The sequence below is a fragment of the Amycolatopsis bartoniae genome, from assembly GCF_014191255.1.
Taxonomy (GTDB): Bacteria; Actinomycetota; Actinomycetes; order Mycobacteriales; family Pseudonocardiaceae; genus Amycolatopsis_E; species Amycolatopsis_E bartoniae.
This window is the reverse complement of sequence record NZ_JACHWH010000001.1, coordinates 1844887-1856890: the sequence shown is the minus strand read 5'-3', so window position 1 is coordinate 1856890 and position 12004 is coordinate 1844887. Positions and strand designations below refer to the sequence as shown.

The following is a 12004-nucleotide window of genomic DNA, read 5'->3' as shown; positions in this document are numbered from 1 at the left end:
GAAAGGGGCCATCATGGTCACCATGACCGAGACGACCGACGGCACGCAGGCGGAAGGTCCGCTGGAGAACTGGTTCCTGCTGATGGACCCCGCGTGGCGGCCGACCTCCGAGAACGACCCGCCGCCGATCGAGGCCGTCGTCGGCCTGTGGCCGGTGGAGGACGAGGGGAAGATCGGCAAGTTCCGGGCCAACCCGGAGTACGTGCCCGCCGACGAGAACTCGCCGTCGGACCCGCTGGACGCGGTGCTGCGGCTGGTCCTGCAGGGGCGCGCCGAGGCCGACCACATCCAGCTGATGCTGCGCGACACGCTGTTCGACATCGCGATGAACGGGGACGGGCGGCCGCTGGTCACGAAGTCGCCGGACGACATCCTGTGCGTCGTGGTCGCCACCGGTGAGCAGCACCGCCAGCGGATAGCGTCTCCGGATTGGCGGCGGATCGACCTCGACGAGCTGGTCGAGCTGCTCGCCGACGAGGTGGACGTGCTGTTCAACCCGGGCGGCCCGGCCTCGGTCCGGCTGACCGGGGACTTCATGCGCGAGACGCTCATGATGGACGACGAGCAGGTCGCCGAGATCTACGCCAACAGCAACCAGGACGCCAACGGCCTGCGGGTCGTGCCGTGGGAGCCCACGGCGGGCGGGGAGACCCAGTCCGAATAGGACCGACCTCCGGGTGACGGCCGTCACCCCTGCGGTGTGCGAACTTCGTGCAGGTTCGGACGCCTGGAGGGGCAGATCGCTGGTAGCGGGCCGGGACCTGCGGCAATCATGAGACAGGAGAGCCGCTCCCGGACGACGTGCTGTCGGTGGAGGTCGAGGAGTGCTGGACGAAATCGCCGAGGCGGCCGGTCCGCTGGTGGCGGTGACCGGTCCGGCCGGAGTCGGGCGCACGACGCTGCTTGCTCAATTGAGCGAAAAGTTCGCGGCGCGGGGCGTGACGGTGTGGGCGATGCGTTTCACCCGCGACGGCGAGGCGCTGCCGGCGCGCTTCACGCTCCGATCCGGCCCCGAGGCCGAGGGCGGGGTCGCCGAACCCGCGATGCACCTGCCCGGCCCGGACGGCGCGCCGTGGCCCTGGTCGCCGCTGCGACCGGTGGACGGCGCGCGGAACGACCCGAAGATCGCGCACCGGGCGGCCGCGGCCGTGGCCGTCCCGCTCCTGCGTGGCGGCCGGGAGACGGTGCTGCTGATCGACGACGCGCACTGGATCGACCCCGACTCGCTGGCCGTGCTGGCCGCCTTCACCCGGCAGCTGGCGGGCAGCCAGGTGCGCTGCGTGTGCACCGCGCGCATCCCCACGGCCGGCGGCAACCCGGAACTGCCGGCCACCGTGCGGGAGTTGCGGCGGGAAGGTCTGGTCCACTCGGTGCGGCTGACCCCGTTGCCGCGCCGGGAGGTGGCCCGGCAGGTCACCGCCGCGTTGCAGGCGACGCCGGAGCCCGCGCTCGTCGACCGGGTGCACGAGGTCAGCCGCGGGGTGGTCGCGGCGATCGGCGACACGATAGAGATGTTGCGGCGCAACGGTTCTGTGGAGATCGTGGACCGGCAGGCGTACCTCGTGCAACGCACGTCGCCGGTGGCTCCGCCCGCCCACAACCAGCTCGTGCGCATGGTGCGGGAGCTCGGCCCCGAGGCGTGGGCGGCGGCGAAGGCCGTCTCGGTGCTGTGGCCGCTGGGCGCGGCGGTACCGCGGCTGGTCGCCGAGGTGCTCGGAACGCCCGAGGCCGCGGAGCTGCTGGACGCGCTGTGCCGGGCGGGGATCATCCACCGCGGCCGGGGCGGCGCGTCGTGGCGCTTCACGGTGCCGCTCGTGGCTTCCGCGCTCACCGCCAGCCTTGGCCCGTTCGAGCGCCGTCGCCTCGCGGCCACCGCCGTCACCGCGGTGTGGTCGGGCGAAGCGGCGTGCGGGGACACCGACTACCTGACCGACCAGGTCGCGGGCGCGGGCAGGCTCGTCGACCGGCAGCGTGCGCTGGGCGAGCTGCTCACCCGGTCGGCGGCGGTTCAGCAGGACCAGGCGGAGAGCGCGGTGCGGTGGCTGGGCGCGGCGATCGAGCTGGCCGAGAACCGGGCGCAGCGCGCGATGGTGCTGCTGATGCACACCTCGACCTGTCACATCCACGGCGACTACGAGGAAAGCCTGCGTGGCGCGCAGTCGCTGCTGGGCGACTACGCCGACCAGCTGTCGCCGGACGCGGCGCAGGAGATCCAGCTCATGGCGGTGCAGGCGTTGCACGGCGTGGGCGACGCGGAGGCCCTGCGGGAGCTGGCGGAGCAGCGACGGCGGTGGACCGGCGGGCCCGACCGCCAGGTGGTCACCGCGGCGTTCGCGTGCGCGGCGCTCGACCGCTGGAGCGAGGCGCACAAGCTGCTGGCGGACAACCAGGCGTTCTGGCGCGCCGGTAACGCCACCTCCGCGATGCTGGGCGAGCTGCTCGCCACCATGGCGGAGCTGTGGAGCGGCCGGACGGCCCGGTTCGAGCGCAGCCTGGCCGCGCGGGAACGGTGGGCGCTGCGTGGTTCGGCGCGGCACCGGCTCGACCAGGTGAGTTCGCACGTGTCCGGACTGCTGGTCACCGGTGACCTGAGCAAGGCCGAGAAGCTGTTGATCGACGAGGACCTGCCCGCGACGGCGTTGCCGCTGTACGACCAGGCGATGATCGCGGGCCTGCGTGGTGACGCTGCCTCCGCGATCGACCTGACGCGCCGCGGGGTGGTCGCGGCCGGGCGTGGTCACGAGCCCGGGTACACGGGGATGCTGCAGACGACGATCGGGATCCTGGTGGCGCAGGGCAGGCTGACCACGGCGCGCGAGCTGTTGCGGCGGGGTCGCGCCCTCAACCCGGTGCTGGCGCATCTGCTGGACGCCGCGGAGGCGCGGCTGGACCGGGCGCTGGGCGAGAACGAGCGTGCCGAGTCGAGGCTGCGGGAGGCGCTGGACGCCGGCGAGCGTGGTCTGCTCGTGGGGGCGGACCTGTGCTGGGCGGAGCTGGTGGATCTGGCACTGGAAGCGGGCGACGTCCACGCGGCCGAGCGGTGCCTGGCGGAGCTGGAGCGGGTCGCGGAGGCGATGCCGACGGCCCGCGCGACGGTGCACGTGCTGCTGGCCCGCGCGACGGTGGTCAAGGATCGCGAAGCGGCGCAGGAGTGCCTGCGGCAGACGCGGGAGCGCGGGCAGCCGCTGGAGCTGGCGGTGGTGCTGGAGCGGCTGGTGAAATATGGGATGGGGGAGCCGGACCTGCTGGCCGAGGCGTACGACACGCTGGGTGGTCTGGACGCGATGCTGGCGCGGGCGTGGCTGCGGAACCTGATGCGCGAACACGGCGTGGCGGTGCGCGGCCGCAAGGAAACGGTAGCGGAGAACGAACACCTGCTGGCAATGCTCGCAGCGGGCGGCCTGAGCAACAAGCAACTCGCGATGGCGCTGCGCACGAGCGACAAGAGCATCGAAGGAAGGCTCAGCCGCCTGTTCACGCGCACGGGATACCGCTCCCGGATCGAGTTGTCGACGGCCATGCTGAACGGGGAATACGAGGGTTAGCCGCATCGCGGCAAGTCCTGGTGAGGGATGTTCCGCCCGTCGGCGGCGGGCGCAGCACTTCGCCGTGACGACGGTGGTGATGGACCAAGCTGAGCCGGCACGGTCAGGGACCGATTCCCGATCTGACGATCGTGTGAGCATGCGACATCTCTGGAGAAAGGTCGTCATGAGGAAGCTCGTAGTCGGTATTCTGGTCGGACTCGGCGCGCTGGTCGTCACTGCGACGCCGGCCTCCGCCAGCGGGTGGTACTACACGGGATACTGGTACAGCAGCTCGTTCTATTGTGAAGCGGGTTATCAGCAGCTTGTCGGCGACCAGCAGGTAGACCTGCCACACGAATGCCGGCTCGACGCCGTCGGCGTCTACGAGCTGTGGCGGATGAGCGCGTAACGCGGACGCCGGCGAGACCCTCTCGGTGAACGAGAAGGTCTCGCCGGACGCTTCGCTAGGACTTCGCTTTCGCCGCGATTTCCCGGATCGTCTCCGCCGGGACGCGCATCGAGGCGCGGGCGCCTGGGTTGAGCAGGACGTCCACTCCGCGCGCGGGCAGTGCCTTCGCCAGTTGCGCCAGGCCGACCTCCCGCCAGCGGGGCGCGTCCACCCGCTCGCGGTGGCCGTAGGCTGTCGTCACCAGCACCACCGACTGGAAGTCCGGGGCGCGGCGGACAAGTGCCACCCCGCGTTCGTCCAGCGCGATGCCGAACGTCGCGTGGGCGAGGACCTGCGGCAGGTCGCTCGTGGCGTCGGGCACGTCGGCCATCCGTCGCAGCACCGCGTCCACCGGGTCGAGTGGGGAGTCCGGTGTGGACGGTCGGTAGTCCGGATTCGGTTGGAAGCGCGCGGGTTTTCCCTCCGGCGTCATCAGCCACGCGCCGAGCAGGACCTCCACCGGCGGCTCTGGCTGCTCGTCGGTCGGTGTCCACTCGGGATCGATCAGCAGCAGCGCCTGGTTCCCGTCCGTCACGGCCGTGCCCTCCCGGACGGCTTGATGCCGGGCAGCTGCCCGAACATCCCCCGCAGGGCCGCGGGCACCCGCTCGCGGGACTCCTCGTGCGCCCAACGGTCGGCGGCGCGCTCCAGCGAGATCTTCGCGAACTCGTCGAGCGACGCCCGGTTGGGCGCCACCCGCCCCTCGGCGTCGATCTCGGTGGGCGACAGCTCCCGCAACACGATCCGGCCACGCACGCCGTCGCCCGGCTCGGTGACCGCGAGGACCTTGAACCGCGTGCCGGGCAGGAACACCAGGCGGCCGTCGACCCCGTCGTCCTCGGGTTCGAGGGGCGCGGTCTTGCGGCCTGTCATCGACCACACCAGCAGGTCGGTGTCGCCGCCCTGCGCCGCGCAGGGGGCGGTGAGCACGTTGAGGAAACCCCACTCGGCGAGCACGGGCCGTGCGCCGAGGAACTCCCACTGCGGCGCCGTGACGTCGAGCGCCGTCACCGTCGCGCCGCGGTAACCGGGCAACCGCTCCAGTCCCGCGGCCACACACCGTCCGAAGTGGACATCGCCGGTGCCGGTGCGCAGTCCGGTGTCGATGCCGGTCCGGCCCGCGAGGTACAGCCGGAGCGCGACCGCGTCGGTCAGCGCCGCCGGTCCGCCCGCGGCGAGCTTCGCGTTGGCGGCGAGGACCCGGGTGACGAACGGGGTCTCCGCGTCGAACTGCTCCCGCCACGCCTCCCGCAACCACGCACGAGCCTCGTCCAGCCCACCCTTGGCCCCCAGCAACGCAACCTCAGGCACCGGCTGCGGCTCAACGGTCTCCGCGACGGCTGCCTCCGGCACGACCTCGGAGGGCTCGGGCTCGACGGCCGCGACGGGCTCCGGCTCGGGTTCCGCCGACGGTTCGGCCTCGACGGGTTCCGGCTCGATCGCCGCAGTCTCCACAGGCGCGGCTGCCTCGACCTCGACGGCTGCGGCCGCGACGGGCTCCGGCTCGGCTTCCGTCGTGGTGGCCGCCGCTGGTTCAGCCGTGGCGGGCTCCGGCGCAGTCTCGACCGGCGCGGCCACCTCAGCCGCAGCTGCCTCGGCCTCCACCGGCGCGGGCGCCGCCGCAACCTCCTCGGTCACCGGCGAGGCGCCCACCGGCACGGCAGCCCCAGCCTCCGTCACCGGCGCGGGCGCCGCAGCGGCCTCGGCCTCCACCGGGCCCGCTTCAACCGCCGCAACCCCGGCCTCCGCCGGGGCCGCCGCAGCCGTCGCCACCACCGGCGCCGCCTCCACCGGCGCCGGCGAGGCCCCAGCTGGTGCGGCCGCAGCCTCCGCCGGTGCCGCAGCCTCCGCCGCCGTCTCCACCGGCGCAGCAGCCTCCACCGGTGCCGCCGCCTCAGCCGCCTCAGCCGCAGCCTCCACCGGCTCCACCCGCGGCCCCGGAACCCCGCGCTCCGCGCCACCCCCGAGGACGTGCGTGAACCGCGACCCCTCGGCGGGCGCCGGGGGCACCGCGAACGAGCCGCTGCCGATCAGGCGTGCCAGCCATGGCAGCACCTGCTCCGGCGACGCCTCCAGGCTCTCGGGATCCGGGAGTTCGAGGTCCGCCACCGGGGCCTCCGCGTCCGGAACGTCCACGTCGTCCACCGCCTCCACCGCTCCCGGTGCGGATTCCACGTCCACCGGCACCACCTTGGTCACCAACCGCGTCGGGTACTCCAGCCGCCCCGCCACTTCCTCGGCCACCGCAGCCTCACCGGCCTCGCAGAAGAGCCGGTTCCGCTTCAAATCCACCGGAACGGCGCGGATCGTGTCGGCGTGCGCGGGTTCCTCCAGCGGCCGCACCCACAACCCCGCCTGGACGACCTCCACCACCGCGTCCGGCTTGAACCGGTAGACCCCGGGCGCGGACTCGGTCAGGTCAGCCCACGGCGCCCGGTGCGCACGCAGCCGCGGCACGGGCGCCCCGGGGCGGTACGAGAACAGCTGCCCGAAGGTCTTCCAGCCGTGCGAGCCGTCCGGGCGGACCGTGAAGACGTCCGGCGCGTCGGGCGGGCCCACGGGAATGCCGGAGTAGCAGGCGATCTCCTCGCCGAGCACCTCCGCGAGCGCCTGTCCGAGCGTCCGGCGCGGGGGCAGCCGCACCGGGCCGTACTGGACGAAACGGACCTTCTTCCGCGCCTCGTCAGGCAGGAGCGACCAGAACCGGGCGACGTCTTCGAGGGCGAGTTCGGGCATGTTCTGCGCGCCGATCACGAGGGTGATGACGTCGGACTGGCAGGGCAGCAGCCGGATCAGCCGCGCCCGGCTGACGGCCAGCCAGCGCTCGTCCCCGTCCGCGCGCAGCCACATCCCCGCGGGCAGCGGTTCGGCGGTGCTCCCGGGGCCCAGCGGCGCGCTGTCCTGCGGCAACAGCTCGTCCCAGCCGGGTTCGGGGAACCGGCGGCCCTGCGGTTCGGCCGCCTGCCCGGGGCGGAAGGACAGCCAGCCGCCGCCCTTGCCCGCGGGTGCGAACAACACGCCGTTGGCGCCGGGCAGGACGATCTTGTCGGGGGCGATGATCGTCCGATCGAGCCGGGTCGAGAGCCACTTGGCCACCGTCGAACCGAACTCCCGGAAGGGACCGGTGACCACGAGGCGGACGGCGCGCTTGCCGCGGGGCAGCGTGGTCGCGAGCGCTTCCCACGCGGTTTCGCCGGAGTCGGCGGGCAGGTCCGCGACGACGAGCTCGGCGTCCGGGTCGGCGGCGAGGAGGGTGGCCAGCATCCGCGCCTCGTCGCTCATGGCGCCGGGGGCGTGGACCACGTGCGCGTGCCCGACGACCTCCGTGGTCAGCTCCGCGTCGGGACGCGGCCGGGCACGGAGTTTCGTCAGTAGAGGCATCGCTGTTCCCTTCCTCCACGCGCGGGCCCGCGTCCTAGCATCGCTCATGAGTCGGCGGGGCTGCGCCCGGGTTCCGCTCCGAGGACCCAGTTCGCTGGGTTTCCCTCACGAGCCACGCGGGGCCGGGCAACCCTAACTCTTGCTCAAGTGGACGGTGCGGAGTTCCGCCGTACCAGCACAAATGAGCGACAGCGGGCGAAAGAACCACGGGACCTGCACGAAATGCTCTGGTCAGGACGAGAAGCGCGCTCATATCGTGATTCGTTATGACTTCAGGCGGGCCGGGTGAATCCGGAGAGCCACGTTTCCAGGACGCCGTCGAGGTGCGGTTCGCGCACTTCTTCCTCGGCGAGCCGGGCGGCAGGCCGGAGCGGTGCCTTGCCGAGCGGGGCCTGCTGAGCCCCACCCCGGGCTGGGTGCGGTGCACCACCGGCGCCGGCGCGTGCTGGGTCGACCTGACCGTGCGGGTCCACCGCTCGGAGCCGGGCCCGAACCTCGCGGAGTACGAGGACGTCGTGGAGTCGAGCTACGAGTCCACCGACGGTGAGCTGAGCGTCTTCACGTGGTCGCGCCGGCTGGTGCGGTACCTGGGCGAGCTGCCGGAGGGGCCCGGGAGCTACCGCATCCGGTACCACCTGCGCGACTGCGACAAGGCCGTGGCGGGCGTCGGGCTGATCCAGCTGTGGCCCGCCCCGCCCGCCCCACCGGCGGAGCTGAAGATCTCCAGCAACACGGCGGGTTTCTGGCACCCGTCCCGTTCGCTGCCCTGCTGAAGACTGTCCCTTTAGGACCGCGCGAACCAGACCCGGAAACCGTACCGCCGATCGAGGAGGGTGCGGTGTACCGCGTGCTGGCGCTTCTCGCCGCTCTGTGGTTCTATGGAGTGAAACGATCATTTTGTTTGATCATCTGGGTGAAGCTTGCGTCACGGATAGTGATGGAGGGCAGCGGTGCGGGATCCCTTGTACTCGCGATGGCGAGGTCGGTTCGCGCAGTTCCGCGGCGGCCGCATGCCCGTGGACGTCGCCAGGGAGATGCCCACCCGTCCACCTCGGCTCAAGGGGAGGGTCGCCGACCGGAGGCGCGTGCGACGACGCCTCGACAAGGCACTGGGGCAGGCCCGGTTCGTGGTGCTGGCCGGACGGGCCGGCGCGGACAAGACGGTCACCACCCTCCGGTGGTTGTCCGAAGCGCGACGGCGCTTCCCGGACGGCTGCCTGCACGCCGATCTGAACGGAGTCCGTTCGCAGGAGCAGATCGAGGCCATCTTGACCGCCTGGCTGCATCGGCTCAAGGTGCCCGTTCCGCTCTTTCCCTCGGAGCTGCGCGCGTCTCTCGAAGCCGCTGTCAGGGGTCGGCAGCTGCTCGTCGTGCTCGAAAACGCGCAGGAGAAGGCGCAGGTCTCCGCCCTGCTGACGGAGTCGGTCGAAGCCGTGTTGATCACCTGCCGGGAGGTCGGTGACCTGGCCGCGCTCGACGGGGTGCACGTCGTCGACATCGAGCCCCTCGCGGTGTGCGCGGCGCGGAAGGTACTCGCCCGGGTGGCCAGGGAGACGCAGGTCGCGGAGTTCGAGGCCGGCCTGCGTCGCTCGGATGAGCATCGGATCGCCCGGCTGCTGGGCGTGCAACCCCTCGCCGCGCTGGACCTGGCCACCGTGGCCGCACTGTCCGATGTGGACTTGAATCGAGCCGGCGAAGTGGTGCGTGCGCTGGAACGAAGCGGTCTGGTCAGCATCAGGACGAAGATCGAGATACGGAAAGCCTGCCGCGAGTACGCGGCCTGGCTCGCGACCGAGGACGAGCGGCGCGAGGCGCGGGACCGCCTGCTCGGCTGCGCCACGACCATCACCGCCGCGGCCGGTGACGCGCTGGCGCCGGCTTGGGCGGGGGAGGCCATGCACCGCGAGGTGGACGTGCCGCTGCCGTTCGCGCCCGGGGATGGGGCGGCGGCGGGAGTGTGGTTCGAGGAGACGCTGGACCCACTGCTGAACCTCCTGAACCGCCCCGAGTACCAGGCTTCGGAGGCCTGGCGCCTGCTCGTCCACTCCGTACCGTTCCTCTACCTCAAGCGGCCGCGGGGAAAGTACCTCGGCTTCGCTCACCGCGCCCTCAAGATCGCCGAGGCCGCGGGGGACCGCGTCGGCATCGTCCGGTGCCGCCACGTCGTCGCCTGGATCCTGCACGAGCTGGGCCGGGACCGGGAAGCGATCGAGTACCTGCGGCTTTCCGTGGCGCTGTACGAGGACATCGACGACGACCGCGGGTACGCCTGGACACAGCACGCGCTCGGAGAAAGCCTTGCCGCAGTGGGGCAGTACGCCGAGGCGATCGAGTGCTTCGAGCGGGCGCTCCGGCACTTCCGCGCTCCCGAGTGGCCGTTCGGCATCGCCATCGTGAGCGCGACGATGGCGATGGCGCTGGAGAAGGAGGGCCGGATCCCTGAAGCCTTCGACGCCGCGAACGAAGCGCTCGACATCGCGCCGGGCACCGGGAACCATTCGCTGGAAGGCCGGACCCACCACCACCTGGGGAAGCTGTACCAGCGGGAACGCAACCACGAGAAGGCGCTGTTCCACTACGGCTTGGCGCTGGAGCTGCGCCGTGAGAGGCGCGAGGAGCTGGGCCAGGCCGAGAGCCTGTACCGGCTGGCCGAGATCAACGCCTGCCTCGGTGCCCGCGAGCAGGCGAAGGAGCTGCTGGAAGAGGCGCTCGGTTTGTACCAGCAGCTGAACGACCCCAGGGCCGTCGACGTGCAGGTGGCGTTGATGAAGCTGGACCTCACCAGCGAACCTCTGTCGGATCAGGGGTTCTGACCTCGTACTCCCGCAGTTCGATGTCCGTCGCCAGGCGGTCCGTCACCTTGAGCAGCCAGCGCAGCAGCAGTGGCGAGCGGAAGGTCCAGTTGCGCATCCGCAGCCGCAGCTTCGAGCCCGGCGCGAGGAACGGGCCCGCGTTGCCGCGCCTGCCCGCTTCGGCGTACGGGCGCAGCTGCTCCTCGTACCGCCGGAAGGCCGTGGCGTGGTCACCGCAAGCCAGCTCTCCCGCCAGGACGTACGCCGCCACCACGGCGAGGCCCGTGCCGAAACCGCCGAGGGTGTTGCCGTACGCCGCGTCTCCCACGAGGACCACCCGGCCCCGCGAGTAGTGCTCCAGCTCCACCCGGCTGAGCGAGTCCAGGTACACGTCGCGTGCTTCCGGAAGGCGGGCCATCAGCTCCGGGATCCGCCAGCCGCCGCCCTCGTAAGCCCTTGCCAGCAAACGCTTCTGCTGCTCCACGTCGTACCGGTCGTAGTCCAGCTCCGGCGACGCGAACACGAAGAACGCCGGTGCCTTCGGGCCGCCGAGCGCCGCCATCCGGCCCGGTTCGTTGTACATCACCGCATCGCCCGGGACGTCCAGGTCGGCGAGGGCGTAGTAGTGGCCGAGGAACCGCACGTACTCCGGCTCCGGGCCGAACACCAGGCGCCGGACGTTCGAGTGGATGCCGTCCGCGCCCACCACCAGGTCGAACGTCGCCGCTTCGCTCCGCTCGAACGTCACGTCCACGCCCGTCGCGGTTTCCCGCAGCGACCGGATCGAGTCGCCGAAGACGTACCGGCAGGTGTCCTTCGTCCGGTCGTACAACAGCCGCGACAGGTCGCCGCGGCGGATTTCGACGTCGCCGCCGGTGAACTCGCCCGGAATGATCGCCAGGCGCCTGCCCCCGGCGTCGACGATGGTCTGGTCCCTGCCACCGGTGGCGAGGCGCCGGACGTCGTCCAGCAGGCCCATTCTCCGCAGGACCGCCAGATGTGTGTCGCCCTTGAAGTCGACGGCCTGACCGCCTTCCCGCAGAGCGGGCGCCTTCTCGACCACCGTCACGTCGTGGCCCTGACGGGCGAGCCAGAAAGCGAGCGCGGGACCGGCGATGCTCGCGCCGGAAATCAGAATCCTCATGCCGCGGAGCGTGCCGGGACCCGCTGACCATCCGCTGACCGCCGGCTGACCGGCTTGCGTGGCCTGGTCAGCCACCACTCGGCCACCAGCAGGTTCACCACCCAGCTCAGCCACGCCCCGACCCCGGCCGCCTGCGCCGCGGCCGCCTCGTCGCCCGGCTGTACGATCGCCATGACCACGATCGTCCAAGGCCGGTTCAGGATGATCGAGAAGCACAGCGCGAAACTGCGCACCATCCACTTGCGGTGCTCACCGAACCGCCGTTGCCGCGCGGTCCGGTACCCGGCGACCGTGGTGCCGATCCACAGCACGGCCAGCAGCGTGTTCGCGGCCTGCTGGTTCGGGCCCCAGTAGGTCACCGTGCTGAACGTCAGCACCGCGAGCCCGCCGAAGACGCACGCGAACACGTACACCCGGCCGCTCCACCGGTGCACCACCGGACAACGCCCCCGCAGCCAAGGCCACAGCTGCAGACAACCGGTCAGCAACGCCAGCGAGCCGAGGAAGATGTGCGTGACCAGCAGCGGGTAGTAGTACGGCACACCTTCGGGCGCCACGGTCCGGGCGCGGGCCGGATCGAGGCCGAGGTACGGCGGCAGCGCGTAGCCGAGGAACAGCACTACCACCACCATGAGCCCCACCAGGGGCAGTCGGATTCGCGGAGAGGTCATGTCGAGCACTCTTCGCGAACCGGACATCGGGCACAGCCGGG

At 71.8% G+C, this 12004-nt stretch carries 9 protein-coding genes; 5 read left to right on the top strand and 4 right to left on the bottom strand.

The annotated features are described in order from the left end of the window. Positions 1–13: 13 nt before the first annotated feature. The 3 genes from FHX82_RS08935 (at position 14) to FHX82_RS08925 (ending at position 3936) form a co-directional block, all read left to right on the top strand. A complete protein-coding gene (locus FHX82_RS08935) occupies positions 14–664 on the top strand; it encodes a type VII secretion system-associated protein (RefSeq protein WP_145939310.1) in 651 nt (216 codons plus the stop codon). 160 nt (positions 665–824) lie between these two features. Continuing rightward, a complete protein-coding gene (locus FHX82_RS37665; protein ID WP_145939309.1) occupies positions 825–3545 on the top strand; it encodes an AAA family ATPase in 2721 nt (906 codons plus the stop codon). 166 nt (positions 3546–3711) lie between these two features. Further along, positions 3712–3936: a hypothetical protein gene (locus tag FHX82_RS08925; protein WP_145939308.1), complete on the top strand. Its 225-nt coding sequence runs from the start codon at positions 3712–3714 to the stop codon at positions 3934–3936. A 55-nt stretch (positions 3937–3991) separates the two neighbouring features. Here FHX82_RS08925 and FHX82_RS08920 read toward each other — a convergent pair whose 3' ends face one another. Then, entirely contained in the window at positions 3992–4510 is a 519-nt protein-coding gene (locus FHX82_RS08920; protein ID WP_145939307.1) for a type VII secretion system-associated protein, read from the bottom strand. Further along, positions 4507–7356: a hypothetical protein gene (locus FHX82_RS08915; protein WP_145939306.1), complete on the bottom strand. Its 2850-nt coding sequence runs from the start codon at positions 7354–7356 to the stop codon at positions 4507–4509. The genes FHX82_RS08920 and FHX82_RS08915 overlap by 4 nt, the downstream gene beginning before the upstream one ends. 266 nt (positions 7357–7622) lie before the next feature. Here FHX82_RS08915 and FHX82_RS08910 point away from each other — a divergent pair, with 266 nt between their 5' ends. Beyond that, complete coding sequence (locus FHX82_RS08910) at positions 7623–8129, top strand: hypothetical protein (RefSeq protein ID WP_183176527.1); 507 nt, start codon at positions 7623–7625, stop codon at positions 8127–8129. A gap of 312 nt (positions 8130–8441) precedes the next feature. Then, a complete protein-coding gene (locus tag FHX82_RS37660; RefSeq protein ID WP_183176526.1) occupies positions 8442–10169 on the top strand; it encodes a tetratricopeptide repeat protein in 1728 nt (575 codons plus the stop codon). Here the strand turns inward: FHX82_RS37660 and FHX82_RS08900 are convergent. Continuing rightward, positions 10135–11292 carry an FAD-dependent monooxygenase gene (locus tag FHX82_RS08900; protein WP_145938085.1) on the bottom strand — a complete coding sequence of 386 codons (1158 nt, stop codon included), beginning with the start codon at positions 11290–11292 and terminating at the stop codon, positions 10135–10137. The genes FHX82_RS37660 and FHX82_RS08900 overlap by 35 nt on opposite strands. Then, the gene (locus FHX82_RS08895) at positions 11289–11963 is read right to left on the bottom strand and encodes a DUF2306 domain-containing protein (RefSeq protein WP_145938086.1); all 675 of its coding nucleotides are present in this window, start codon (positions 11961–11963) and stop codon (positions 11289–11291) included. The genes FHX82_RS08900 and FHX82_RS08895 overlap by 4 nt, the downstream gene beginning before the upstream one ends. Positions 11964–12004 lie beyond the last annotated feature (41 nt).

Bases quoted from the DNA above. Each gene is read 5' to 3' on its own strand.
- FHX82_RS08935 (WP_145939310.1), top strand. From the start codon at position 14: ATGGTCACCATGACCGAGACGACCGACGGCACGCAGGCGGAAGGTCCG.
- FHX82_RS08925 (WP_145939308.1), top strand. From the start codon at position 3,712: ATGAGGAAGCTCGTAGTCGGTATTCTGGTCGGACTCGGCGCGCTGGTC.
- FHX82_RS08915 (WP_145939306.1), bottom strand. From the start codon at position 7,356: ATGCCTCTACTGACGAAACTCCGTGCCCGGCCGCGTCCCGACGCGGAG.
- FHX82_RS08910 (WP_183176527.1), top strand. From the start codon at position 7,623: ATGACTTCAGGCGGGCCGGGTGAATCCGGAGAGCCACGTTTCCAGGAC.
- FHX82_RS08900 (WP_145938085.1), bottom strand. From the start codon at position 11,292: ATGAGGATTCTGATTTCCGGCGCGAGCATCGCCGGTCCCGCGCTCGCT.
- FHX82_RS08895 (WP_145938086.1), bottom strand. From the start codon at position 11,963: ATGACCTCTCCGCGAATCCGACTGCCCCTGGTGGGGCTCATGGTGGTG.